The 23,831-nt window shown below is 66.5% G+C and carries 24 protein-coding genes; 7 read left to right on the top strand and 17 right to left on the bottom strand.

Going from position 1 to position 23,831, the window contains the following annotated elements; translation table 11 throughout:
- Positions 1 to 189 precede the first annotated feature (189 nt).
- Together AB0H50_RS35105 and AB0H50_RS35100 are read left to right on the top strand one after the other, a co-directional pair.
- Positions 190 to 927, top strand: coding sequence for a response regulator transcription factor (locus tag AB0H50_RS35105; protein WP_357461478.1), 738 nt, complete (start codon positions 190 to 192; stop codon positions 925 to 927).
- Between the two features lie 152 nt (positions 928 to 1,079).
- Complete coding sequence (locus AB0H50_RS35100) at positions 1,080 to 2,477, top strand: HAMP domain-containing sensor histidine kinase (RefSeq protein ID WP_357461483.1); 1,398 nt, start codon at positions 1,080 to 1,082, stop codon at positions 2,475 to 2,477.
- 323 nt (positions 2,478 to 2,800) lie between these two features.
- Here AB0H50_RS35100 and AB0H50_RS35095 read toward each other — a convergent pair whose 3' ends face one another.
- From AB0H50_RS35095 to AB0H50_RS35040, 12 genes are all read right to left on the bottom strand, one after another.
- Positions 2,801 to 3,301, bottom strand: a complete 501-nt coding sequence (locus AB0H50_RS35095; protein WP_357461476.1) for a h domain protein — start codon at positions 3,299 to 3,301, stop codon at positions 2,801 to 2,803.
- Positions 3,298 to 4,131 (bottom strand): hypothetical protein, encoded by an 834-nt coding sequence (locus AB0H50_RS35090; protein WP_357461475.1) that lies wholly within the window; start codon positions 4,129 to 4,131, stop codon positions 3,298 to 3,300. The genes AB0H50_RS35095 and AB0H50_RS35090 overlap by 4 nt, the downstream gene beginning before the upstream one ends.
- Complete coding sequence (locus tag AB0H50_RS35085; RefSeq protein ID WP_357461472.1) at positions 4,128 to 5,558, bottom strand: MlaD family protein; 1,431 nt, start codon at positions 5,556 to 5,558, stop codon at positions 4,128 to 4,130. The genes AB0H50_RS35090 and AB0H50_RS35085 overlap by 4 nt, the downstream gene beginning before the upstream one ends.
- A complete protein-coding gene (locus AB0H50_RS35080) occupies positions 5,555 to 6,778 on the bottom strand; it encodes an MCE family protein (protein WP_357461469.1) in 1,224 nt (407 codons plus the stop codon). Before AB0H50_RS35080 ends, AB0H50_RS35085 begins: the two co-directional genes overlap by 4 nt.
- Positions 6,775 to 8,019, bottom strand: coding sequence for an MCE family protein (locus AB0H50_RS35075; protein WP_357461466.1), 1,245 nt, complete (start codon positions 8,017 to 8,019; stop codon positions 6,775 to 6,777). Before AB0H50_RS35075 ends, AB0H50_RS35080 begins: the two co-directional genes overlap by 4 nt.
- Positions 8,016 to 9,089, bottom strand: a complete 1,074-nt coding sequence (locus tag AB0H50_RS35070) for an MCE family protein (RefSeq protein ID WP_357461464.1) — start codon at positions 9,087 to 9,089, stop codon at positions 8,016 to 8,018. The genes AB0H50_RS35075 and AB0H50_RS35070 overlap by 4 nt, the downstream gene beginning before the upstream one ends.
- Entirely contained in the window at positions 9,082 to 10,110 is a 1,029-nt protein-coding gene (locus tag AB0H50_RS35065; RefSeq protein WP_357461462.1) for an MCE family protein, read from the bottom strand. Before AB0H50_RS35065 ends, AB0H50_RS35070 begins: the two co-directional genes overlap by 8 nt.
- Positions 10,107 to 11,279, bottom strand: a complete 1,173-nt coding sequence (locus AB0H50_RS35060) for an MCE family protein (protein ID WP_357461459.1) — start codon at positions 11,277 to 11,279, stop codon at positions 10,107 to 10,109. The genes AB0H50_RS35065 and AB0H50_RS35060 overlap by 4 nt, the downstream gene beginning before the upstream one ends.
- 14 nt (positions 11,280 to 11,293) lie before the next feature.
- Positions 11,294 to 12,145: an ABC transporter permease gene (locus tag AB0H50_RS35055; RefSeq protein WP_357461457.1), complete on the bottom strand. Its 852-nt coding sequence runs from the start codon at positions 12,143 to 12,145 to the stop codon at positions 11,294 to 11,296.
- A gap of 4 nt (positions 12,146 to 12,149) precedes the next feature.
- A complete protein-coding gene (locus AB0H50_RS35050) occupies positions 12,150 to 12,914 on the bottom strand; it encodes an ABC transporter permease (RefSeq protein WP_357461454.1) in 765 nt (254 codons plus the stop codon).
- A gap of 293 nt (positions 12,915 to 13,207) precedes the next feature.
- Entirely contained in the window at positions 13,208 to 14,113 is a 906-nt protein-coding gene (locus tag AB0H50_RS35045; protein ID WP_357461452.1) for a 3-oxoacyl-ACP reductase, read from the bottom strand.
- Between the two features lie 44 nt (positions 14,114 to 14,157).
- Complete coding sequence (locus tag AB0H50_RS35040) at positions 14,158 to 14,346, bottom strand: ferredoxin (protein ID WP_357461449.1); 189 nt, start codon at positions 14,344 to 14,346, stop codon at positions 14,158 to 14,160.
- Positions 14,347 to 14,497: 151 nt separating this feature from the next.
- Here AB0H50_RS35040 and AB0H50_RS35035 point away from each other — a divergent pair, with 151 nt between their 5' ends.
- Together AB0H50_RS35035 and AB0H50_RS35030 are read left to right on the top strand one after the other, a co-directional pair.
- On the top strand, positions 14,498 to 15,691 hold the full coding sequence (locus tag AB0H50_RS35035; RefSeq protein ID WP_357461446.1) for an acyl-CoA dehydrogenase family protein: 1,194 nt from the start codon (positions 14,498 to 14,500) through the stop codon (positions 15,689 to 15,691).
- A gap of 21 nt (positions 15,692 to 15,712) precedes the next feature.
- Positions 15,713 to 16,816, top strand: a complete 1,104-nt coding sequence (locus AB0H50_RS35030) for an acyl-CoA dehydrogenase family protein (RefSeq protein ID WP_357461443.1) — start codon at positions 15,713 to 15,715, stop codon at positions 16,814 to 16,816.
- Between the two features lie 88 nt (positions 16,817 to 16,904).
- On the opposite strand, the gene AB0H50_RS35025 is transcribed toward AB0H50_RS35030, so the two are convergent.
- From AB0H50_RS35025 to AB0H50_RS35015, 3 genes are read right to left on the bottom strand one after another with little or no spacing between them, the layout of a single operon-like run.
- Positions 16,905 to 17,273: a Fic family protein gene (locus AB0H50_RS35025; RefSeq protein WP_357461440.1), complete on the bottom strand. Its 369-nt coding sequence runs from the start codon at positions 17,271 to 17,273 to the stop codon at positions 16,905 to 16,907.
- Positions 17,273 to 17,470, bottom strand: coding sequence for a DUF6290 family protein (locus AB0H50_RS35020; RefSeq protein ID WP_357461437.1), 198 nt, complete (start codon positions 17,468 to 17,470; stop codon positions 17,273 to 17,275). Before AB0H50_RS35020 ends, AB0H50_RS35025 begins: the two co-directional genes overlap by 1 nt.
- A gap of 59 nt (positions 17,471 to 17,529) precedes the next feature.
- The gene (locus AB0H50_RS35015) at positions 17,530 to 18,117 is read right to left on the bottom strand and encodes a TetR family transcriptional regulator (RefSeq protein WP_357461434.1); all 588 of its coding nucleotides are present in this window, start codon (positions 18,115 to 18,117) and stop codon (positions 17,530 to 17,532) included.
- A 100-nt stretch (positions 18,118 to 18,217) separates the two neighbouring features.
- Between AB0H50_RS35015 and AB0H50_RS35010 the strand changes: the two genes are divergently transcribed.
- Positions 18,218 to 19,399 carry an FAD-dependent monooxygenase gene (locus tag AB0H50_RS35010; protein WP_357461431.1) on the top strand — a complete coding sequence of 394 codons (1,182 nt, stop codon included), beginning with the start codon at positions 18,218 to 18,220 and terminating at the stop codon, positions 19,397 to 19,399.
- Between the two features lie 86 nt (positions 19,400 to 19,485).
- On the opposite strand, the gene AB0H50_RS35005 is transcribed toward AB0H50_RS35010, so the two are convergent.
- The gene (locus AB0H50_RS35005) at positions 19,486 to 21,135 is read right to left on the bottom strand and encodes an acyl-CoA synthetase (RefSeq protein WP_357461428.1); all 1,650 of its coding nucleotides are present in this window, start codon (positions 21,133 to 21,135) and stop codon (positions 19,486 to 19,488) included.
- 60 nt (positions 21,136 to 21,195) lie between these two features.
- On the opposite strand from AB0H50_RS35005, the gene AB0H50_RS35000 reads away from it, so the two are divergent.
- The gene (locus AB0H50_RS35000) at positions 21,196 to 21,978 is read left to right on the top strand and encodes a crotonase/enoyl-CoA hydratase family protein (protein ID WP_357461426.1); all 783 of its coding nucleotides are present in this window, start codon (positions 21,196 to 21,198) and stop codon (positions 21,976 to 21,978) included.
- A gap of 58 nt (positions 21,979 to 22,036) precedes the next feature.
- On the opposite strand, the gene AB0H50_RS34995 is transcribed toward AB0H50_RS35000, so the two are convergent.
- Positions 22,037 to 22,456: a VOC family protein gene (locus AB0H50_RS34995; protein ID WP_357461423.1), complete on the bottom strand. Its 420-nt coding sequence runs from the start codon at positions 22,454 to 22,456 to the stop codon at positions 22,037 to 22,039.
- Between the two features lie 176 nt (positions 22,457 to 22,632).
- Here AB0H50_RS34995 and AB0H50_RS34990 point away from each other — a divergent pair, with 176 nt between their 5' ends.
- Positions 22,633 to 23,634: a sigma-70 family RNA polymerase sigma factor gene (locus AB0H50_RS34990; RefSeq protein ID WP_357461420.1), complete on the top strand. Its 1,002-nt coding sequence runs from the start codon at positions 22,633 to 22,635 to the stop codon at positions 23,632 to 23,634.
- The last annotated feature ends 197 nt before the right edge of the window (positions 23,635 to 23,831 follow it).

Here is a 23,831-nt window from a genome sequence, read left to right as displayed (position 1 = left end):
GTCCGAGCGTTCGAGTCGCATGCGCCGCAGGCGCGAGACTCGAACGCTCGGACGCGAGACAATAGGGGGCCGCGAACACGCGCGCGCCAGCGCGCCAAAAACACAGCCCTGGACCACTGCACCCATCAACACAGCAAGTTCCCAGAAAAGGTCCAGCATCTTCGCAGCTGGCCGGCGCACCATGAATGCATGACTGGTGTGCCCGCGGAGCAGTCCCCCGAGGCCAGAGTGCTGGTGGTGGACGACGAGCCGATGATCCTCGAGCTGCTCTCGGTGAGCCTGCGCTACCAGGGCTTCGAGGTGGAGACCGCGGTCGACGGCGCGCAGGCGCTGGATCGGGCTCGCAGTTTCCGGCCGCAGGCCTTGATCGTCGACGTGATGATGCCCGGCATCGATGGCTTCGGCTTGCTGCCGAGGCTGCGCGCCGACGGCATCGACGCGCCGGTGCTCTTCCTGACCGCGCGCGACGACGTGCAGGACAAGGTGGCCGGCCTGACCTTGGGGGCCGACGACTACATCACCAAGCCGTTCAGCTTGGAGGAGGTGGTGGCCCGGCTGCGGGTGGTGCTGCGCCGCGCGGGGCCGTGCGAATCGGCGAAGGAGAGTTCGCGGATTCGCTTCGAGGACATCGAACTCGACGACGACACCCACGAGGTCTGGAAGGCGGGCGAGCCGGTCACCCTCTCCCCCACCGAGTTCACCCTGCTGCGGTATTTCATGGTCAACGCGGGCACCGTGCTGAGCAAGCCGCGCATCTTGGATCACGTGTGGCGCTACGACTTCGGCGGTGAGGTCGGCGTGGTGGAGACCTATGTGTCGTATCTGCGCAAGAAGGTGGACACCGGCGAGCAGCGACTGATCCACACCTTGCGCGGCGTCGGCTACGTGATGCGGACGTCCCAGCGCGGCCGCCCGACGGGCCCGTGAGCCTGGATTCGGTGCGCGCCGACGCGGATCGGACAGCGCCTGCCCCCAAGCGAATTCGCCCCTCGGCGCAGCGTCGCTCCGCCCGCGAGGCAGGACGGGCCCGCCGAGTCAGGGAAGCGCTCACCCAGCGGCTCGGCGCGGTCCCGCTGCGGGTGACGCTGGTGCTGGCTCTGGTGGCGTTGGCCGGGCTCGGCCTGCTGGCTTCCGGCATAGCGGTCACCTCGTCGCTGGAGGCGTCCCTGCTGAGCCGCACCGATCAGCAGCTGCACGATGCCGCGATGACCCGTGCCAGGACGACGCGCCCGCCGCTGCCGCCGCCGAATCCGCCGCTGGATCAGCGCACCGCGCCGAGCCCGTTCTACATCGTCACCGAGAACAAGAACGGCACGGGCTCTTTCGTGTTGCAGCCGTTCAATGTCGATGCCACGCCCGAGCTGCCGAATCCGCCGTCTCCCGGACCGATGACGGTGGGTTCGGTCGGTGATTCCGACGTCCAGTGGCGCGTGCTGACGATGCACCACCAGGACACGATCACCACGGTCGCATTGCCGCTGACCCACAATCAGCAGACTGTCCAGCGGCTGGTGATGCTCCAGCTGGTGATCGGTCTCGCCGTGCTCGCCGCGCTGGCGCTGGCCGCGTATTTCGTGATCCGGACCAGCCTGCGCCCGCTGCGCCGGGTGGAGAACATCGCGGCGGCCATCGCCAAGGGTGATCTGCACCGCCGGGTTCCGGTGCGCGGCACCGATACCGAGGTGGACCGGCTGTCCCGATCGCTGAACGGCATGCTGGCGCAGATCCAATCCGCGTTCGCCGCGACCGAGGCTTCCGAGGCCTCGGCCCGCGAATCCGAGTCCACCATGCGCCGTTTCGTCGCCGACGCCAGCCACGAACTCCGCACGCCTCTCACCACGATCCGCGGCTTCGCCGAGCTCTACCGCCAGGGCGCCACCGACGACCCTGCCCACTTCATGGACCGCATCGAACACGAGGCCCAGCGCATGGGCCTGCTCGTCGAGGATCTGCTCATGCTGGCCCGCCTGGACGCCCAGCGCCCCCTCGAACTCGGCCCGGTCGACCTGCTCGCCGTCGCCAGCGACGCCGTCCACAATGCCCGCGCCCGCGCAGCGGCGGCGAATCCGACCGGCCCGCGCCGCCCGATCGAACTCGAAATCCGCTCGGGTGAGGGCACGTTGGAAATCACCGGCGACGAAATGCGGCTCCGTCAGGTGCTCGCGAACCTCATCGAGAACGCGCTGACCCACACCCCGCAGGACGCCGCGGTCACCGTCCACCTCACCCCTGAATCGGACGAGGTCCTGCTCGAGGTCGCCGACACCGGCCCTGGCCTGCCCTCCGATCAGGCTGCCCGCGTCTTCGAACGCTTCTACCGCACCGATACCTCGCGCACCCGCGCCAGCGGCGGCACAGGTCTGGGCCTGTCCATCGTGCAGGCCTTGGTCACTGCCCACCGCGGCACCGTCGAAGTCACGAGCACCGTCGGTGTCGGCACAGCGTTCACCGTCCGTCTCCCCCGCGAAAACCCATGACCCCCGCCATATCGGCTGACACCGTCACCTCTATGCGAAATCCGGGGATGGGCCGTCGACGATCCAACGCCATACCGTGATCCCCGTGTGGCGCAGGGCGATCTCGGGCCACATTTGAATGCACTACGCGGGCAACGCATCCGCCAGCCGAACTGTTCCACCGGGGTTATGCGGAATACGGAGGAATATTCCGAATCGAATTTCCCGGCCAGAAGATTCGACCACTACACGGACCGGACGGATCGCACTCTGCGGGTATTCGAACTCACGGAACTGCCGCAGTGACAGCGGGCGGCTTCTTGCGGGCCGATTCGGCCGACCTCTCAGACCGGTGTGACCGCATCGATGAGCCAACGAGAATCCTCGCGCTCGAGCGTGACCCGCACTCGGCTGCCAGTGGTGGTGCCCTGGGCGTTTTCCTTGCTGGTGGTCACCTGATTCAGGAACAACAGGACTACGGCGCGGTCGGAGCTGGCCTCGACGACGCCGCCGGCCTGAGTGGTGGCGTTGACGGTGAGTTGCTTTTCCTTAGCGCCGGGAGCGATAGCCTGGTTGATGAGTTTGAGGTAGTCCGCGCGAAACTCCGGGGATAGGGCCTCGGCGGCTTTCGGGAGTTCCTTGTCGACGGTGTTGTAGTCGTAGGTGAACATGGCGGCGACCGAGCGGCTGGCCACATCGACAACTTCGGTGCGAGCCTTTTCGTCGCGTTCCTGGTCCCAGTAGCGGTAGCCGAAGTAGGCCGTGACAACCAGCGAGACGGCAGCCAGCACGCCGGCCAGGGCGCCGACGGTCAGGGCGAGCGGGCTGAGCTTCGAGATTTTCATGCCACGAACTCCACATTCGACGCGGACAGGCCGGAATCGGTGCGGGTCACGGTGATCCGGAACCGGTAGAAACGGGTCTGCGGCTCCGCGGAGCCCGCGTTGGTCAGGGTCTGCTTGGCGGCGATCAGCACGGTCGCCGAGTCCTCGTCGTCGCGCACCAGCGCGGACTCGACGACTTCGCCGGTGGAGACCACCTTGGCCTGCTTCACGACTTCCATGAAAGGGTCTACGCGGCCGTCGAATTCGTTCTTGAACTTACCCGAGGCGGTGGCCAGGATCCGATCGATGTCCTCTTTGGCGGAGTCGGCGCGGATGGTGGTCAGGTTGAGCACGGCCTGCCGGGCAGCCTGCAGGTACTCGGCCCTGCGGTCCTCGCGCACGTTGTTGTTGTGCACCAAGAAGACCATGACTCCTGCGCCGACCATCAGGGCCAGTACCAGCACCACGCTCGCGGCCAGTGCGACGATGCGCCTGGCACCGAGTTTCGGCTTCGAACCCGACGGGACATCTGCGGCTTCGGGCACATCGGCAGCGTCTGCCTTCGGCTCCACCGGGGATTCCTTGGTGAGCGCCACCTTCTCGGCAACAACTGTGTCCTTGGCGACTCGAGCCGCCGCGGTCACCTCGGCATCCGGCTCCGCGGGAGCGGGCTCGGCGGTAGCGGGCTGAGAGGTAGCGGGCTCCGGGGTCGCCGACTGGGTCTTGGCGACCGAGACAACGGCGGGACTCTTGACCGTGACTTCGCCGGTCCCGGTCTCATCGACCGGGGGCCCCGCTGGACGGCCCGCACGCCGACGCGTGCGGCGAGTGTCGCCGTTGTTCTGGGTCATCGTTGTTGCTCCTCGAACATTGCCTGCCAGCTCGCCGGAATCGTGCCCGATCCGCCGGGCCCGACATCGCCATTACGGTAGGTTCGGCCGTCGGTACCGATGTATACCCCGGTGTTCGGGTCGTAGTTCCGAGCCGCCGCGGGTGTCTGTCCACCATAGGACGCGGGTGCGACCTGAGTCACGTCCGGGGTTTGCGGATCCGTAGCCGGCGCTTGGTACGGGGTGACAGGACCCCAAGCCGGATTGTCACCCTCCGGCACGTAGCCCGTGCGGCAGAGCTCCGGAGTCGGCGCACGCCTGCCCGGGTATTCCATACACGGGGTGTTGCGGATACCGCGCACAGCGATATCCGAATCCTGCGGCACCTTGCAGTACAGCCCGTCAGGAGTATCCATAGGCGAGGTATCGGCGGGCGAGCGGCGCTCGTTCGCGGGCAGGAAGCCCGTCGTGCACGCGGGCGGATCATTCACCACCAGTTGGAAATCCACCATCGCGCCATACTTGGACGGTCCGCGGATAATGGTCTGCAGCGCCGCGATCAGAGGCGGGAATACCACCAGAATCTGCTCCAGCCCAGCGTGGTAAGTGACGCCCACCTGCCCGAGACCGACCAGATTGTTGAGCAGCAGCGGCAGCGTCGGCCGCAGCGATTCGAACTGCGCACTCACCGTCGGCAGGGCCGACGGACCGTTGCGCAGCAGATTGCGCAGCGACGGATCATGTTGGCGCAGTTGATCGGTCACTGTCGCGAGGTTCTGGGTCCAGGACCGGATGGCGGCGTCGGATTCGATCTGGGTGTCCAGCAGGGGCCCGATCTGATCGAGCAGTTTCTTGGTCGGTTCCGCGTTGTCGTTCGCCTCCTGGATCAGCAGCGCCGCCGAATCGATGAAGCGTTGCAGATCCGGGCCCGCGCCGTTGAACGCGAGGAAGGCCTCGTCGAGCACCTGCCGCAGCTGGGTGTCGGTGATCGTGGACAGCAGCTTGTCGGCCTGGTCCAGCAGGGCGCCGACATCCTGGGGCAGCTTGGTGCGTTCCTGTGGGATCACGGCGCCGTCGGACAGGTTGCCACCCTTGGGATCCTCGGCCGGAATCAGGTCGACGTACTGCTCGCCGATGGCGGACACACTGCGCACCCAGGCGTCGACATCGGCGGGGACCTTCTGATCGCTGTCGATGGACAGTTTCGCCTCGACACCATCCGGGGTGAGCCGGACCTCCTGCACCTTGCCGATATTCGTGCCGCGATAGGCAACGTTCGCGGTCTCGTAGAGCCCACCGGTGGCGGCCAGCCGAACCGTCACCTCGTAGCGGCCGATGCCGAACATGGCGGGCACGTGTACGTACACCCCGCCCATAACCACGAGGCCGATCACCGTGAGCACGGCGAAGATGGTCAGCTGGATCCGGACGAAGCGTGTCAGCGTCACCGCGGCCCTCCTTCCGGGGAAGTATTCTCCAGCGGCACCGTGAGACCGGGGATGGCCGGTAGTCCAGGAATCGGGGGCAGGCCGGGAATTGCCGGCGTCACGGTCGGCGCCAGCGGCGCGGTGGCCGGATTGCTCCCCTCGGCCGCGGTATTCGGCGCGAAGCTACCGATAACGCCTTCGACGCCCCCGAACCGGCCACCCAGCGGGGTACCGGTGAGCCAGTTGCTGTCCAACCGCTTTCCGGTCATGTCCACCGTGATCCAGAGGTTCATGTAGTCACCCTTGATCGCATTCCCGATGTTCTTCATCGGGAATGGGAAGGTGGGCAGGATCTTCAGCGCTTCGATGAGGTTGGTTCCGGTACCGGCGAGCGTGTCCAGGATCGGGGACAGGTTGGCCAGGTTGGTCTTCAGGTCCTCGCCGCTGGCCTGGATGATCCGGTCGGTGACGTCGCTGAGGTCGCCGAGTGCGCTGACCGCCGCGGTGATGTTCTTGGTGCGGTCGGCCAGTACGGTCAGCGCCGGGTGGATCTGATCGAGGGCCCTGTCGATGACGTCGGTTTGGTCGGCCAGTTGCCCGCCCAGGTAGTCCAAGCCCTCCATGGCTTCGATGATGTCCGCGGTCTGCTGGTTCAGCCCGGTGGTCAGCGCGTTCAGCTGCGGCAGCAGGTCGCGGATATCGTTCTCGCGCCCGCTCAGCGCCGTATTCAGTTCCCGGGTAATGGTTTCCAGCTGCGCGATACCGCCGCCGTTGAGTACCACCGACAACGACGACAGCACCTGCTCTGTGGTCGGGTAAGCTCCCGCGCGCTCCAGCGGAATGACATCGCCGGCCTTCAGCTCACCGACCGGTGCGACATCCGTCGGCGCGGACAGCTCGACATGATTACTCCCGAGCAGACTGGTCTGCCCGACCTTGGCGATCGCATTGGCGGGCAGCCGCACTCCGGGATCGATCGCGACGGTGACCAGCGCGTGCCAGCCCTCGACGTCGATATCGGTGACCGCTCCGACGACCACGTCCGACACTCGCACCGGCGAATTCCTGGTCAGTGTCGTGACATTCGGCATTTGGATCTTCACTTCGTAAGCCCCGGCCGCGATATCGGCGCCGGGCAGCGGCATCGAGTTCAGCCCGTCCCATTCGCAGCCGGAGACCGACAGCGTCACCGCGACGCCGAGCGCGAGCGCGACGAGACGGTGGGCTGATTTGGTGATCACCGTGCGCCTCCTGGAATAGCTAGTCCGGCCACGCCTTCGGGCACGGTGACCTGCGTCGAAACCTGGGCTTCCACCTGCGGCGTGGTGTACACCAGCTGGTCGGGGAAGGCATGCACGCCGCTCGCCGGGTTCGTCATGATCGGCACGTAGTTCATGGCCAGGGAAGAGATGAGCGGCGCTACCATTTCCGCGCACAGCTGGGCGCTGCGCTCGGAGTCGTTGGTCTCCAAGGCTTCGATCGATCCGCAGAGGAAGCTGAGCGGGTCGGCCGGGTTGTTCAGTGCGGCCATACCGCCGAGGGTGCCTTGCGCGGGGCTGTAGATCTGGTAGAAGTTCACCAGCGCCGTCGGCCCGGAGTGCAGCACCCGCTCGACCTCGGGACGCTTGTCCATCAGGATCTGGGTGACGCCGGCCAGCCGCTCCACACCCTCGGTGAGTTCGGTGCCGCTCCCCTCGATGAAGCGCTTCACATCGGCCAGCGCGATATCCAGATTGTCCAGCCCGGCACCGAGGTCGGTGGAGGTGTCGGCCAGCACCTGCGAGACCGAGGCCAAGCGCCCGCCGAACTGCACGATCTGCTCGTTGCTCGCCGAGAGCACCTCGACGAGCTTTTGCAGATTGCGAATCGTGCCGAACAGATCGGTGCGGCCGTCCGAGAGCGTGGTCAGTGTCGCGGACAGTTCGCGCAGCGCATCGCGGAACTTCTGGCCGTTGCCGTCGAGATTGTCCGCAGCGGTATTGACGAAGCGACCGAAGGACCCCTGCTCGTCGTCGCCGACCGGTCCCAATGTGGTTGCCAGCTTGGATAATTCGGCCTTGATGTCATCCCATTCGACCGGCACCGCGGTGCGCTCGATCGGGATCTCCGCGCCATCGCCGAGCTTCGCGCCGCCGGTGTAGGCCGGCGCCAGCTGAATGAAGCGGGCGGTCACCAGCGACGGCGAAATGATCACGGCCTTCGCGTCGGCGGGGATATCGATCCCCCGATCCAGGGTGAGCTCGACCTTCACCCGATCCCGGCCCGGCTCGATCGAATCGATTCTGCCGACCTTGACCCCGAGCACTCGGACGTCGTCACCCGCGTAAAGTCCGTTCGTGGACGGGAAATACGCGGTGATCGTGGTTTTACCGATCCGGGTGACGCCGTTGTACACCCCGACCACCACCAGCGCGGCGACCACCACACCGGCTACCACCAGCACCCAGCGCGGCAACTTGCCGACCTTGTTCTGCAACGTCATCGCGGCGGATCCTCTTCCGACGGGCGGATGGTGGTGAGGGGATTCGGGTTGAGGAACATGTTGCGCAGATCCTCCGGCAGGTGCTGTGGCCATACCAGCGCGTCCGAAAGCGTCTGCAGCGCCGCGGAGCTCGCGTTTACCACGTAGGCGTTGAACCACGGGCCGCCGCCGACCTGCTCGCCCAACGCGGCGGCGTATGGTCCGAGATTGTCGAGCGCGTCGTTGATGTTCTGTTTGTTGCGCTCGAGCAGTCTCAGCACCGAGTTCAACCGGTCCAGGGTGTTTTTCATCTGCGGTTCGTTGTCGTTGACCAGCCCGGTCAGCTGCTGTGCGACACCGTTGACGTTCACGATCAGCTGCGCGATGGCCGCACGGCGCCGATCCAGTTCACCGAGCAGGTTGTTGCCGTCGAGCAGCAGGGCGTTGATCTGGTTGCTGCGATCGGCCAGGGTCTCGGTGACGCTCTGGGCCCGGGTCAGCAGTTGCGAGAGCGCCTCGTCGCGAGCATTGATGCTGCGCGACAACGCGGTCACCCCGTCCAGCGCCGCGCGCAGCGGCGCTGGGGTGTCGGCGAAGGTCTCCGAGAGCGCGTCCAAGGTCTCGTCGACCTGCTGCATGTCCAGGCCCTGCACCGTGGCGCCCAGCTCGCTCAGTGCGTCGTTGAGCGAATACGGGGAAGTGGTGCGATCCAAAGGAATCGTGTCCGTGGCGCGCAGTGCGCCCTGGCCCTGTGGCAGCAGCTCCAGCGACTTGCGGCCGAGCACGGTGTTGGTCTTGATGGCGGCGGAGGTCTTGTCGCCCAACTCGATCGACTCGTCCAGGCTGAACTCGACAAGCACCTTGTCGCCATCCAGCTCGACCTTGTCCACCTGACCCGACCGGACACCGGCGACCTGCACCGGATCACCCGGCAGCAGTCCGCCCGCGTCGGCGAAGTGCGCGGTGAAGTTCGCGCCGCCCCGGATGAACGGCAGCTGCGTGAACTGCAACGCGCTCAGCGAGATACACACCGCCATCACGATGCCGACGACACCGATCGTGATGGCCGGCGACCTGTTGGTATCAGCCATCGGAGGAGCACCTCCCGGTCGACTGCCCACCTGGCAGCGTCATCTCGATCGGCTTTCCGTCCGGCCCGTCGACGAGCAGCCAGGTCCCGCAGATGTACATCTGCAGGAATGATCCGTAGGAGCCGATCCGGATCAGCTGCTTGTAGGTGTCGGGCAACCGCTCGAGCACCCACTGCATGGTGTCGCTGCCGTTGTCGAGATTGGTGGACAGCCGACCGAGGTTGCCGATGGTCCCCGCCAGATCCGGCCGGGCCTGCGCGAGCAGGTCGGTGAGGTCGCCGGTGGCGCCCGCGATGCGCGGCAACGCGTCGCCGATCGGATCCTTGTTCTCTGCCAAACCGGTTACCAGGCGCTGCAATTCGTCGATCGTGGTGCGGAACTGGTCGCCGCGCTGATCGATGGTCTGCAGCACCGTGTTCAAGTTGTCGATCACGTGGCCGATCAGCTCGTCCCGCTCGGCCAGCGTCTTGCCGAACGAACCGCCGCTGTTGAGCAGCGAGACCAGGGTGCCGCCCTGACCCTGAAAGATCTGTAGCAACGCCGCGGTCAGATCGTTCACCTGGCCCGGGTCGAGGCCGCGCAGCAACGGCTTGAAGCCGCCGAGCAGCATGTCCAGATCCAATGCGGGCGACGTCTTGTCCGTGCCGATGGTGCCGCCCTCGCGCAGCGTGTCCGCGCTACCGGGCCCCTCCAGCAGTTCCATATAGCGGTCGCCGACCAGGTTCTCGTATTTGATCATCGCGCGGGTGCTGGTGAGCAGCCGGTAGCGGCGATCGACATCGAATTCGACGTGCGCGAGATTGTCCTTGCCGACCTTCACCGAGGTGACCGAACCGACCGGCACACCGGCGATGCGGACCTTCGAACCGGGCAGCATGCCCGAGGAACTGGTGAAGACCGCCTTGTATCCGTATTCCCGTGCGAAACGCATCTGGCTGAAGACGACCACCAATCCGGCGAAGACCAGCGTCATCACCAGCGTGAAGATGGTCAGTTTGACCGTTGTCGCGGTGTTTTTCACGGCGTGGGCACCCCCGGCAGACCAGAGAACAGCAGTTGAAAGATCTTGGGCTGGGCGTCGTGGAACCGTGGCGGCGTCGCGTTCGGTGTGAACGGAGTGCCTTGACTGGTATCGGTGACCACGTAGTCGGCATGGCTGTCCGGCACTCGGTTCGTCACACCCTCACAGCGTGGACCGCCGGTCGCGTTCACCTTGGGCAGATCGTCCGGATAGGTGTAAGGCTTGGAGCCCAGCTGGAAGTTGGTGTTCATGCCGACGCCGTCGTACATGCCGCCGAAGATCTCTTCGGCCAGCGGCATCAGCTTGCCGATGCCGTTGATCAGGCATTCGGTGGCCGGGTTGTAGTCGTAGAGCAGCTGCACGGTCGGCGTCATCAAATCCAGCGCCGTGATCAACCGCTGTTCGTTGTCCCGCAGCACCGATCCGGTGGTGTCGGCGAGCCCGATCACATTGGTCAGCAGCTCGTCCACATTGCCGGATTCCGCGGCGATCGTCATGCTGGTGGTGGTGGCGTTGTCCACCGTGCGCAGCAGGTCCCCGACGGTGTCACCGTAAATGCTGGTGACCTCGGCGGTCTTGTTCAAATCCGTCTGCAGCGTAGGCAGATACGGGTTGACGGTGTCCCTCAGATACGCGTCGCTGGTGGACAGCAATTCACCCAGTTTCTGTCCCCGCCCCTGCAGCGCCGTTCCCAGGGCCGACAGGGTCGCGTTCAGCTTGTCCGGCTCCACTTTCGCCAGCAGATCCGACAGATGCTGGAACAATGTGTTGAACTCGACGGTCACCTTGCTCGCGGCGATGGTCGACCCCGGCTTCAGCGAGGATTTCGAAGGCTGTTCCGGCACAATGAAATTCACGTATTTGGCGCCGAACACGGTGGTGGACCGAATGTCCACGGCCACGTTCTCCGGCACCAGTTTCAACTGATCGGGGTCTATTTCCAGGCGCAGCTGCGCGAAATCAGCGCTGTGGTCGACCGAAGCGACCCGGCCGATCTCCACGCCACGGGCCTTCACCTTGGCATCGGTGTCGAGCACCAGGCCACTGCGCGGCGCGGTGACGGTAATGGTCTCGGTCGGGGTGAACCCGCCAACGAACATGATCATCGCGATCGCGACGATCGCGGCCAGCGCGAGCACCATCGCGGCACCGGCCAATTTGAGCTTCATTGTTCCCATACCGCTTATCCGGAGAGGTGGAAGTTGCCGGAGGTGCCGTAGATGGCCAGGGAGATCAGCAGGGTCACCGTGACCACCGCGACCAGGGAGGCACGCACCGCGTTGCCGACCGCGACGCCGACACCCACCGGGCCACCCGCAGCGTGATAGCCGTAGTAAGTGTGAATCATCATGACCGCCAGCGCCATAAAGATCGCTTGCGCGAACGACCACAGAATGTCGCTCGGAATCAGGAAGGTCGAGAAATAGTGGTCGTAGACGCCGGCTGATTGCCCGTAGATTACCACCGTGGCGAACCGTGCGGCCATGAACGAGGCGATCACGGCCAGTGCGTAGAGCGGCACGATCGCGATCATCCCCGCCAGCACCCGGGTGCCGACCAAGTAGGGCACCGGGCGGATCGCCATGGTCTCGAGCGCGTCGATCTCCTCCGAGACCCGCATGGCGCCGAGCTGCGCGGTGGAACCCGCGCCGATGGTGGCCGCGAGGCCGATGCCCGAGATCACCGGCGCGGCGATGCGCACGTTGATGAACGCGGCGAAGAAGCCGGTCAGCGCCTCGACACCGATATTGCCCAGCGAGCTGTAGCCCTGCACCGCGATGGTGCCGCCCGCGAACAGCGTCAGGAAGCCGACGATCACCACCGTGCCGCCGATGACGGCGAGCGCGCCGGTGCCCATGCTGATCTCGGCGATCAGCCGGATGGTCTCGGTCCGGTAGTGGATGAGGGCACGCGGCAGCGAGGCCAGCGCCTGCGCGTAGAACACGGCGTGCTTGCCCACCGTGTCCAGCGAATCCGACATCCGGCGCACCCGCCGCACCGTGCGGGGAAACCGGGACTGGATCACGAAAGCCATCGGATCACCGCACCGTGAACTTGATGCCGACGGCGGTGGCCACCACGTTCACCACGAACAGGGCCATGAAGGCGAAGACGACGGTCTGATTCACCGCATCACCGACACTCTTGGGACCGCCTTTGACGTTCAGGCCGAGGTAACAGGCCACCAGCCCGGCAATCAGCCCGAACAATCCGGCCTTCACTTCGGAGATGACCAGCTCGGGCAGGTGGGTGAGCAGCGTGATGCCGTTGACGAAGGCGCCGGGGTTCACGTCCTGGAGATAGACCGAGAACAAGAAGCCGCCGACGATGCCGATCGTGCACACCAGGCTGTTGAGCATGAGCGCGACGAACATCGAGGCCAGCACCCTTGGCACCACCAGCCGCTGGACCGGGTCGATGCCGAGGACGCGCATCGCGTCGATCTCTTCCCTGATGGTGCGCGCGCCGAGATCCGCGCAGATCGCGGTGGCGCCTGCGCCCGCGACGATGAGCACGGTGACGATCGGTCCGACCTGGGTGACCGAGCCGAAGGCCGCACCCGCGCCGCTGAGGTCGGCCGCGCCGATCTCGCGCAACAGGATGTTCAGCGTGAAGCTCACCAGAACGGTGAACGGGATCGCGACCAGCAGCGTCGGCACGATGGACACGCGCGCGATGAACCAGGACTGATCGATGAACTCACGCGCTTGAAAGGGCCTGCGGACACTCGCGCGGGCCACCTCCGCGGCGAGTTCGAAGAACCCTCCGACGGCCCGCAACGGGACAGCAAGGACCTCGTTCATTCGCGATCCTCCTTGCTCAACTGCACAAATGCTCATGGCGCGACTCGGCAGCATGGCCGCGTCGCCGGATTGATTAGAACATGTTCACATGGTCGCCGTGCAGGTTTTGTCACATTTGAACTGCACGTTTTCTAGTTGAGGGCCCTGGAATATGAAACGCGTGTCATAGAAGAGGGGTGACACCTTGTGAGGCGTCACACACCGGTACCCATGTCTACCAAGTGCCAGACTCATGATCAACAGCTGGACAGTTGATCAGTTGTTCGCCGACGACCGCGGCGAGTGATCGGCGATCAGCCGAGTTCGGTCACCGAGGAAGCCGAGAAGGTCTGCCCGGCGGGGCGCTCGGCGAAGTAGCCCGAGAGCGTGGCCGCGAGATCGGCGGAGTCCCATGCCGGCCCCTCGGCATCGAAGCGCCGCTCGACGACGGGCGCGGCCATCAGCGCCACCATCGGTCCGTAGACCACGAACAACTGCCCGTTGACCGAATCAGCGGCGGGCGAGGCCAGATAGGCGACCAGGCGCGCCACATGCTCGGGCGAAAGCGGATCGACTCCGGTCTCGGGAGCCGCGCTGAACACCGCCTCGGTCATCGCAGTGCGCGCGCGAGGCGCGATCGCATTGGCCCGCACGCCGTAGCGCGACAACGCGCGCGCGGCCGAGAGGGTGAGGGCGGTGATGCCCGCCTTGGCCGCGCCGTAGTTGGCCTGCCCCTCCGGACCGAGCAGGCCCGCCTCGGAGGAGGTGTTGATCAGGCGGCCGTAGACCGCCGCGCCCGCCTCCTTCGACTTCGCGCGCCAGTAGGCGGCGGCATTGCGGGACAAGAGGAAATGCCCGCGCAGATGGACCGCGAGCACCGCGTCGAAGTCCTCGTCGGACATGTTGAACAGCATCCGGTCGCGGGTGATGCCCGCGTTGTTGACCACGATGTCCACGCTGCCGAACGCCTCGTTCGCGGTGCGAATCAGCGCGTCGGCCGTGGCGCGCTCCGCGATGCTGCCCGCGACGAACTCCGCCTTGGCGCCCAGCGCCCGGATCTCGGCCAGCGTCTCGGCGACCGCGTCGGATTCCACGAGGTCGTTGACCACCACGGAGGCGCCCGCGCCCGCCAAGGCGAGCGCCTCGGCCTTGCCGAGTCCAGCGCCCGCGCCGGTCACGATCGCCACACGGCCCGCCAAGCTCAGATCAGTTTCGTTCACCGGCCCGACTTTAGAACGTGTTCCAACCTACTGGCAAGAAACTTTCAGAGAAGCTTCAGCGCGGCTTTCGGGCACTGCGCCACGGCATCCTCGACGTCGCCGAGGCGGTCCTCGGGCACCTCGCCGGTGAGGATGTGCAGTTGGTCCTCGTCATCGAGTTCGAACACGTCGGGGGCGATTCCGACACAGATTCCGTTCGCCTCGCACAGATCCCGATCGACACTGACCTTCATGGAAACTCCTTAACTGAGACTCATCCCAAAGCCTACAAGCCCACGCAGACACGCGCGCCGCCATCGGCCGGATTCCTGAGCAATACTGGAACATGTTTCAGTCGGTATGCAATCATCGGGACAAGCGAATCGAACGACATGAGGTTTTGCCATGCGCATTGCGTACACGCCGCAGCAAGAAGAGCTCCGCGCCGAGTTGCGCGACTACTTCGCGCGGCTGATCACACCGGAGCGCCGGGCCGCGCTGAGCGCGACGACCGGTGAGTACGGGCACGGCAATGTCTACCGCGAGGTCGTCCAAGAGATGGGCCGCGACGGCTGGCTGACGCTGGCCTGGCCCAAGGAGTACGGCGGCCAGGACCGGCCGACCATGGATCAGCTGATCTTCACCGACGAAGCCGCCATCGCGGGCGCGCCCGTGCCGTTCCTGACCATCAACTCGGTGGCGCCGACCATCATGCACTACGGCAGCGAGGAACAGAAGAAGTTCTTCCTGCCCAAGATCGCCGCGGGCGAGCTGCACTTCTCCATCGGCTACTCCGAGCCCGGCGCGGGCACCGACCTGGCCAGCCTGCGCACCTCCGCGGTGCGCGACGGCGACGAGTACGTGATCAACGGCCAGAAGATGTGGACCAGCCTGATCGCCTACGCCGACTACGTCTGGCTCGCGGTGCGCACCGACCCGAACGCCAAGAAGCACAAAGGCATCAGCATGCTCATCGTGCCGACCACCGCCGAGGGCTTCTCCTGGACGCCGGTGCACACGATGGCCGGGCCGGACACCAGCGCCACCTACTACCAGGACGTGCGCGTGCCGGTGAGCTCGCTGGTCGGTCAGGAGAACGGCGGCTGGGCGCTGATCACCAACCAGCTCAACCACGAACGCGTCGCGCTCACCTCGGCGGGCCCGCTGACGGTCGCGCTGAACCAGACCGTCGAGTGGGCGCGCACCACCAAGGCCGGGGACGGGTCGCGCGTCATCGACAAGGAATGGGTGCAGCTGAACCTGGCCAAGGTGCACGCGAAGGTCGAATACCTGAAGCTGCTGAACTGGGAGATCGCCAGCCGCGCCGACGCGGGCGGCGACGCGGCGCCGCGCCCGTGGGACGCATCGACCTGCAAGGTCTACGGCACCGAGCTGGCCACCGAGGCGTACCGGCTGCTGATGGAGGTCCTCGGCCCGCAGGCCTACCTGCGCCAGGACTCCCCCGGCGCCGAACTGCGCGGCCGCCTGGAGCGGTTCCACCGTGCCGCGCTGATCCTGACCTTCGGCGGCGGCACCAACGAGGTGCAGCGCGACATCATCGCCATGACCGCCCTCCGCCAGCCTGCCGCGGCGCGCTGAGCAGAAAGCAGAGACACCACCATGGATTTCACCCCCACCGAAGCCCAGCTCGATCTGGCCCGCCTGACCGGCGAGGTGTGCGGCAAGCTCGTCACCGCCGACCGGTTGCGCGCACTCGACGTGGCGGGCCGGTTCGACGAGCCGCTGTGGAAGTCGTTGGCCGAGACCGGCATTCTCGCCGCGGCGCTGCCGGAGAACGTCGGCGGCAGCGGCCTCGGCGCGCTCGAGCAGACGGCGGTGCTGCGCGAACTCGGCAAGTCGGTCGCCGCGGTGCCGTACCTGTGGTCGATCGTGGTCGGCGCGGGCGCGCTGGCGCGGTTCGGCTCCGAGGACCAGCGCGAACTGGCGACGCAGGCGGGCGAGGGCGGCGCGATCCTCACCGCGGCGCTGGCCGAGGAGCACAACTACGAGCCGGCCAAGCCGACCACCGTCGCCCGCGAGGTCGACGGCGCGTGGCGGCTGACCGGCGCCAAGACCACGGTGCCCTACGCCGACCGCGCCGCGCGAATCCTGGTGCCCGCCACGGTCTCCGGGGTGCCCGCGGTCTTCCTCGTCGACCCCGCCGACGCCTCGGTGCGGGTCACGGCGCAGCAGGTGGTTGACCTCAGCGCCGAATTCGGCGTCGAATTCACCGACACCCCGGCCGAATTGGTCGGCACGGTGGCGGACGGCGCGGAACTGCTGGACTGGATCCTCACCCGCGCCTGGCTCGGGCTCAGCGCCCAGCAGCTCGGCACCGTCGAGAAGGCGCTCGACCTGGTGGCCGACTACGCACGCGAGCGCGAGCAGTTCGGCAAGGCCGTCGGCAGCTTCCAGGCCGTCGCGCAGCGCCTGGCCGACGCCTACATCGACGTGCAGGGCCTGCGCCTCGCGGTCACCCAGGCCGCCTGGCGGCTGGCCGAGGACCTGCCCGCCGCCGAGGCGGTGCACACCGCCAAGTTCTGGGCCGCCGACGCGGGCCACCGCGTCGCCCACACCGTCGTGCACGTGCACGGCGGCGTCGGCATCGACCGCGACCACATCGTGCACAACTACTTCACCGCCGCCAAACACAACGAGTTCGCCCTCGGCGCAGGCACCGACCACCTCCGCGCCCTCGGCGCCCTCCTGGCCAACCCCGCCTGACCGAACCACCACCCCTCCCATCGGCCCGTCGGCACAACCGACGGGCCGATTTCGTTCCGGGGCACCTGCGGAAAAGGGCCGCCCTCGCTCAGCGCGCGAACTTTGTCAGCATCTCGGCGATCGCGGGGACGTCGAGCAATCCCTGGCAGACATCCAGCACGAATCGTTCGGCGGCGTCCACATCGAATCGACCATCCAACGGATGGCCGTTCATGTGCAGAAAGACCCAGGTGGCATACCAGGCCAGCCGCTTGTTGCCGTCGATCAAGCCGTGATTGCGTGCGATCGACTCCATCAACGCGGCTGCTTTCTGCCACACATCCGGATAGGCGTCCTGACCGAACACGCTGGACTGCGGCCTTGCCAGCGCAGAGTCGAGCAAACCGAAGTCACGTACCTCCGGAGTGCCCAGACGCTCAGCGAGCCTCAGCAACTCGGGCAGCGTCAGATACTCCATCAGGCAAGCCTTCGGTTCAGTTCCTCGCTCACTCGTAGAACATGATCAGCAGCCTCGTTGAACAACCGCGAGTGCTCATTGATCGCCCTGGCGACCGCATTGCGCACGAACTGCTGCATGCTCGTCCCCTCTGCCTCTGCGCGCTCACGCAGGGCATTCAGTTCGTCGTCCGAAAACCGAACATTGAGACCCGCCATACTTTCGACGGTACCACGCGGTACCACGACCTCTCCTGTTCGCCGAGGCTGCTCTTGACCTACAGCTCGGATGGGGTGGATGTCAGGTAGCGCTGGAGGGTGGGGGCGATGTCGGCGATGAGGTGGGCGGGGGTCATGGCGACGACCGGGGGTAGGCGAAGGACGTAGCGACACAAGGCCAGGCCGAGTAGTTGGGTGACGACGAGACCGCTGCGGCGGGGTGCGTCGGCCGGGTCGCCGAAGCGAAGTACCGCCGGCAGCACCTGTTCGGCGAAGACCTCGCGGAAGCGGTCGGAGGCGGCGTCGTCGGTGATGGACGAGCGCAGCAGGATCAGCAGGACTGTGTTCTGCTCGTCCTCCCAGATCGCGAGGAAGCGGCGGATCAGCAACTCGCCCAACGTGTCCGGCTCGGCGGCAGCCAGGTCGGGCAGCTCCAGATCGATGTCGACGGCTGCCGCGAACAGGCCGTCCTTGCTGCCGAAATAGCGCATCACCATGGACGGATCGATGGCGGCATCGGCGGCGATGGCGCGGATGGTGGCTTTGCGGAAGCCTTCGGCGGCGAACCGGGCCCGCGCCGCGTCGAGAATCGCGGCGCGGGTCGCGTCGGAGCGGCGCGCGGGTGTGTGATCAGACGTCTTTGTCATGCCAACAATTGTAGGCCAACAACTGTTGACTTTCATCGGCGGACAGACTTATGGTTATGCCAACAAGCGTTGGCCTACAGATGTTGACCTAGGAGCCACCATGAACGCCCCGCAGCTTCCCTCCACCACCTCGGTACTCGTAGTCGGCGCCGGACCCGCCGGACTCACCGCCGCGATCACCCTCGCGGACGCGGGCGTCGATGTGGTCGTGCTCGACCGGCTCGCCGAGGGCGCCAACACTTCCCGCGCCGCCGTCGTGCACGCCCGCACCCTCGAGGTACTCGCCGAACTCGGCATCGCCGACGAACTGATCCTGCGCGGCATTCAGGTTCCGCGTTTCACCGTGCACGACAGCTCGCGCACCCTCGCGACCATCGACTTCGACAATCTTCCGACCCCGTACCCGTACACCCTGATGACCCCGCAGGACATCACCGAGTCAGTCCTCCTCGAGCGCCTGCACAAGGCGGGCGGGCAGGTTCACCGGCCGTACACGGTCACCCTGGTGGTGAACGAAAATGACGGCGTCACCGTCGAGTACACCGATGGAGCGGGCGCACCTGGCACCATCCGCGCCGGCTACGTGATCGCCGCCGACGGCATGCACAGCACCGTGCGCGAGCAGGCGGGCATCGGCTTCACCGGCGATACCTACCCGGCCTCGTTCGTCCTCGCCGACGTGCGCATGGCCTGGCCGATCGCCAGGAACGAAGTGGCGCTGCACCTTTCGCCGGAGGGCGTCACCGTGGTCGCGCCCCTGCCCGACGACGCGGAACCCGATCGCTACCGGGTTGTCGCCACCATGGCCGAAGCGCCCGAACACCCCACCGCCGAGGACATTCAGGCGATCCTCGACGCCCGCGGCCCCGGCGGCGATGTGCGGGTGCGGGAAGTGCTCTGGAGCTCGCGATTCCGCGTACACCACCGGGTGGCCGACCGCTACCGCGCGGGTCGCGTCCTGCTGGCGGGCGACGCCGCGCACGTGCACAGCCCAGCGGGCGGGCAGGGCATGAACACCGGAATCCAGGACGCGGCCGCCCTCGGCCCGTTGCTCGCGCGGGTGCTGGCAGGCGAGCCGCAGACGCTTCTGGACGAGTACGAAGCCACCCGCAGGCCCGTCGCCATGGAGGTGGTGGCGTTCACCGACCGCATGACGAAGATGGCCACCCTGCGCCCCCGAATCGCCAGGCTCGCGCGCAACATCGCACTCTCGACGCTGAGCCGAATCCCCGCGATCCGCACCCGTCTCGCCTTCCGCTTGGCCGAGCTCACCACCCGCTGACCGAAAGACACAGCCAAGCCTCGGCATTCGGACGCACGACGAAGGGCCGCCGCAATGATTGCGGCGGCCCTTCACGTACTGCGGGTCTACTTAGCGTTCGCCTCGGCGTGCTCGTCCGCCGGACGCGCCTCGGTCTGCCCCTTCGCCCAGCGGTAGTCCGGCTTGCCCGCGGGCGAACGCTTGATCTCCTCGACGAACCACAGACTGCGCGGCAGCTTGTACGGCGCGATCTCCTTGGTCAGCACCGGGCGCAGGTCCGCCAAGGTGGGGCGGTTCTCACCGCGACACTGCACCACCGCGACGACACGCTGACCCCATCGCTCGTCGTCGACGCCGACCACCAGCGCGTCGAAGATCTCCGGATGCGACTTCAGCGCGCCCTCGACCTCCTCGGGGAAGATCTTCTCGCCGCCGCTGTTGATGCTGACCGAACCACGGCCGAGCATCGTAACGGTGCCGTCCTCCTCGACCCGCGCGTAGTCGCCGGGAATCGAGTACCGAGTTCCGTTGAACTCCTTGAAGGTCGCGGCCGTCTTGGCCTCGTCCTTGTAGTAGCCGAGCGGAATGTGCCCCTTGCGCGCGAGGATGCCGATCTGGCCCGATCCCGGCGCCACCGGATTGCCCTGCTCGTCGAGCACCTCGGTGGAAGCGTCGATCTTGACCCGCGGCCCGCCGGTGTGCTCCGCACCCTTCGTGACCATGCTCAACCCGCCGAATCCGGTCTCGGAGGACCCGATCGAGTCGGTGATCATCCGGTTCGGCAGCAGATCGAGCAGCTTCTCCTTGATGGCGGGCGAGAACAGCGCCGCGCTGCTGGCGATCGCGAACAGCGTCGAGAGATCATAGGGCGCACCGGTTTCCGGGTTGCCCTCGATCAGCGCGTCCAGCATCGGCCGGGCCATGGCGTCGCCGGTGATGAAGATGAGGTTGATGCCGTGGCGGTCGATGTGCTGCCACACGCCGTGCCCGCTGAACTCGGGGATCATCACGGTCTTGCCGCCGCCGAACAGGCTTTGGAAGGTGGCCCACTGCGAGCCGCCGTGGATCATCGGCGGGATCGGGAACCGGGTCATCGGCGGGTTGGCCGCGCCGAGCTTGGCCAGATCCCATTCGTCGGCGACGTATTCGCCGGTGAGGAAGTGGATGCCGCCGCCGAGCACGCGCCACACGTCCTCCTGCCGCCACATCACGCCCTTGGGCATGCCGGTGGTGCCACCGGTGTAGAGCATGTACAGGTCGTCGGGGGAACGTTCGCCGAAGTCGCGCGCGCCGGAGGACTGCGCGAGGGCCGCCTCGTATTCCACCGAATCCGCTGCGGTGGGGATCGTTCCGGTCGTATCGTCGTCCACGACGATGACGGTGCGCAGCTGCGGGGACGCGGCCCGGACCGCGGCCACCTTGTCGCTGTAGCGGCGCTCGTGAATCAGCGCGACCATGTCCGAATTGTCGAAGATGTATTGCAACTCGTTCTCGACGTATCGGTAGTTCACGTTGATCATCACGGCGCGCGCTTTGAACACCGCAACCATGGCCTCGGCGGCCTCGATGGTGTTGCGCGAGTAGATGCCCACCTTGTCGCCCGGCTGTACGCCTTGTTCCAGCAGGTAGTGAGCCAATTTGTTGGCTCGTTCCTCCAGCTGCGCGTAGGTCACCTCACGGCCGTCGTCGGCCAGCGCGACGCGATCGGGCATGAGGTCGATGGCATGTTCGACGAGGTCGGCTATGTTGTGGCTCACACGCTAAAAATAGAACGTGTTACTGTTCTTGACAAGGTTCGAAAGTCAGGAGAATCAGCAATGCCGCACTGCCTCGTCGAGAAGCGCGATCACGTTCTCATCGTCACCATGAACCGGCCGGAGGCCCGCAACGCGCTGTCGGCCGAGATGATGGCGATCATGCGCGACGCCTGGGACCAGGTGGACAGCGATCCGGACATCCGGGTGGCGATCCTGACCGGCGCGGGCGGGGCTTTCTGCGCCGGCGCGGACCTCAAGGCGATGACCACCCAGCATCCGGGTGATTCGTTCAAGGGCGGCGGCTGGGACCTGTCCAAGATCGAGGCGCTGCTCAAGGGCCGCAGGCTCACCAAGCCGCTGATCGCGGCGGTCGAGGGCCCTGCCATCGCGGGCGGCACCGAGATTCTGCAAGGCACCGACATTCGCGTGGCCGGCGAGAGCGCGAAGTTCGGTGTGTCCGAGGCGCGTTGGGGCCTGTTCCCGCTCGGCGGTTCCGCGGTGCGCCTGGTGCGCCAGATCCCCTACACCGTCGCCGCCGACATCCTGCTCACCGGCAGGCACATCACCGCGCCGGAGGCCAAGGAGATCGGCCTGATCGGGCACGTCGTCCCGGACGGCACCGCGCTGGACAAGGCGCTCGAGCTGGCCGACCTGATCGCAGCCAACGGACCGCTCGCGGTGCAGGCGATTCTGCGCACCATCCGCGACACGGAGGCCATGCACGAGGAAGAGGCCTTCAAAATCGACGCGCAGCTCGGCGCCGAGGTCTTCAAGTCGGCCGACGCCAAGGAGGGACCGAAGGCGTTCGCGGAGAAGCGCAAGCCCACTTTCACCGGTCGGTGACCGAATACGGCTCGGCCCCCGGCGCGTTCGCGCACGGGGGCCGCGTTGCGCTCGGGCGTCAGTTGGCGCCGGGGTAGTCCATCCAGAACGGCTCCCACTGGTGGCCGTCGGGGTCGATGAAGGTGCGGCCGTGCATGCCGACCTGGGCCTCCTGAGCGCGCTTCTCCTCGTTGACCTCCTCGGTGGCGCCCGCGGCGACGGCGGCGTCGGTCAGCTGGTCGACCTCCTGCGCGCTGGACAGCGAGAGGGCGTAGGCGGCCGCGGTGGCCGAGGCGGTGTCAGCGATCGGGCGCTTGCTGAAGGTCGTGAAGTATTCCCGGGTCAGCAGCATCAGGCAGATGTTGTCATCGATGATGATGCAGGAGGCGTTCTCGTCGGTGAAGTCCTGGTTCACCTTCCAGCCCAGTGCCTCGTAGAAGGCCTTCGACCGGTCCAGGTCGGTGACCGGAAGGTTGATGAAGATCATCTTGCTGCTCATGTTCTCGTCCTCTCGAGGCGCATCGGCGTGTTCACACATAGAGACGGACCCGGCGGCGGGAACTCATCGCAGCAGTGGCTTGTGATCGTCATCACTCGAATTTCGCCGATTTCGGTCGCCCGCGACCTGGCTTTCGGCCCTGTTTTGTGTCAGTGGGCTGTGGCATGGTGGCACCCATGAGCGACTCGTCCAGCCCGTCCACCGCCCTCTCCCCCGACGTCCTCGCGTCGTTCGAGAGCCACCGGCGGGAGCTGTGCGCCTACGCGTACCGTATGCTCGGTTCCTCCTTCGAGGCCGAGGACGCGGTGCAGGAGACTTTCACCAGGGCGTGGAAGTCCTACGACTCCTTCGAGGGCCGGGCCAGCGTGCGCTCCTGGCTCTACCGCATCGCCACCAACGTCTGCCTGGACATGCTCGACGGTCCGCAGCGGCGGGCCAGGCCGATGGATCTGTCCGGCCCAGGAAGGCCGGATTCGCCGCTGCCCGCACCGCAGCCCGACTACGTCTGGATCGAGCCGATCCCGAATGCCCTTGCCTTCGGCGCGGATCCGGCCGAACACGCGGCCACCAAGGACACTTTGCGCCTTGCCTTCGTCGCGGCATGTCAGCATCTGCCCGCGACCCAGCGCGCCATCCTGATCATGCGCGAGGTGCTGCGCTTCTCGGCGAACGAAACGGCCGAGGCGCTGACCATGTCACCCGCGTCGGTGAACAGCGCCCTGCAGCGCGCCAGGGCCACCATGTCCAAGGTGCAGCCCACCAGCACCGCCGGCTACGACGAATCCGACGAGAACCAGCGCAAACTGGTCGACGACTTCGTCGCCGCCTTCGAGGCCTACGACATGGACACGCTCACCACCCTGCTGAAAGCCGATGTGGCACTGTCCATGCCGCCCCTCGAGCTGTGGATCTCCGGCCCGGAGAACGTGGCCGAGTTCATGCTGGGCACCGGCAGCGCTTGCGCGGGATCGCGGATGGTCCGGCTGGAAGGCGCGAACGGCCTGCCCGCCTTCGGCCACTACAAGCCGACGGAGGAGCCGGGCGTGTTCGTGCCGTGGTCGATCACGGTGCTGGAGCTCGATGGCGACACCATCGCGGGGCTCAACTTCTTCCTGGACACGGAGCGGTTGTTCCCGATGTTCGGTCTGCCGATGGAGTTGCGCGAAGCTGTCGCGTGAGGGGCCGTGGGTGGTCCGGCAATGGGGGCTGCCAAGGGGTTGAGTGCGGGGGCGATCGGCAGTCGAGTTCTTATGGTCGCCCGGGGGTTGGGCATGGAGCCGGGCGGCAGATTTGGGGTTGCTGCGGCGGCAGGTGGACCGGCGGCCGGGTTCCGATGTGGTCGGCGGGTGCTCGGCCGGCCAGTTGAGCGACATCG

This window comes from Nocardia sp. NPDC050793, assembly GCF_040654065.1.
Taxonomy (GTDB): domain Bacteria; phylum Actinomycetota; class Actinomycetes; order Mycobacteriales; family Mycobacteriaceae; genus Nocardia.
Note: the sequence above shows the minus strand (reverse complement) of the source record. Positions and strands in the feature narration are given on the sequence as shown.

Coding starts and splice junctions, on each gene's coding strand:
- AB0H50_RS35075 (WP_357461466.1), bottom strand. CDS start 8,019: ATGACGTTGCAGAACAAGGTCGGCAAGTTGCCGCGCTGGGTGCTGGTG.
- AB0H50_RS35015 (WP_357461434.1), bottom strand. CDS start 18,117: ATGACAAAGACGTCTGATCACACACCCGCGCGCCGCTCCGACGCGACC.
- AB0H50_RS35020 (WP_357461437.1), bottom strand. CDS start 17,470: ATGGCGGGTCTCAATGTTCGGTTTTCGGACGACGAACTGAATGCCCTG.
- AB0H50_RS35055 (WP_357461457.1), bottom strand. CDS start 12,145: ATGGCTTTCGTGATCCAGTCCCGGTTTCCCCGCACGGTGCGGCGGGTG.
- AB0H50_RS35105 (WP_357461478.1), top strand. CDS start 190: ATGACTGGTGTGCCCGCGGAGCAGTCCCCCGAGGCCAGAGTGCTGGTG.
- AB0H50_RS34990 (WP_357461420.1), top strand. CDS start 22,633: ATGAGCGACTCGTCCAGCCCGTCCACCGCCCTCTCCCCCGACGTCCTC.
- AB0H50_RS35070 (WP_357461464.1), bottom strand. CDS start 9,089: ATGGCTGATACCAACAGGTCGCCGGCCATCACGATCGGTGTCGTCGGC.
- AB0H50_RS35060 (WP_357461459.1), bottom strand. CDS start 11,279: ATGAAGCTCAAATTGGCCGGTGCCGCGATGGTGCTCGCGCTGGCCGCG.
- AB0H50_RS35040 (WP_357461449.1), bottom strand. CDS start 14,346: ATGAAGGTCAGTGTCGATCGGGATCTGTGCGAGGCGAACGGAATCTGT.
- AB0H50_RS35025 (WP_357461440.1), bottom strand. CDS start 17,273: ATGGAGTATCTGACGCTGCCCGAGTTGCTGAGGCTCGCTGAGCGTCTG.
- AB0H50_RS34995 (WP_357461423.1), bottom strand. CDS start 22,456: ATGAGCAGCAAGATGATCTTCATCAACCTTCCGGTCACCGACCTGGAC.
- AB0H50_RS35000 (WP_357461426.1), top strand. CDS start 21,196: ATGCCGCACTGCCTCGTCGAGAAGCGCGATCACGTTCTCATCGTCACC.
- AB0H50_RS35030 (WP_357461443.1), top strand. CDS start 15,713: ATGGATTTCACCCCCACCGAAGCCCAGCTCGATCTGGCCCGCCTGACC.
- AB0H50_RS35010 (WP_357461431.1), top strand. CDS start 18,218: ATGAACGCCCCGCAGCTTCCCTCCACCACCTCGGTACTCGTAGTCGGC.
- AB0H50_RS35050 (WP_357461454.1), bottom strand. CDS start 12,914: ATGAACGAGGTCCTTGCTGTCCCGTTGCGGGCCGTCGGAGGGTTCTTC.
- AB0H50_RS35090 (WP_357461475.1), bottom strand. CDS start 4,131: ATGACCCAGAACAACGGCGACACTCGCCGCACGCGTCGGCGTGCGGGC.
- AB0H50_RS35035 (WP_357461446.1), top strand. CDS start 14,498: ATGCGCATTGCGTACACGCCGCAGCAAGAAGAGCTCCGCGCCGAGTTG.
- AB0H50_RS35095 (WP_357461476.1), bottom strand. CDS start 3,301: ATGAAAATCTCGAAGCTCAGCCCGCTCGCCCTGACCGTCGGCGCCCTG.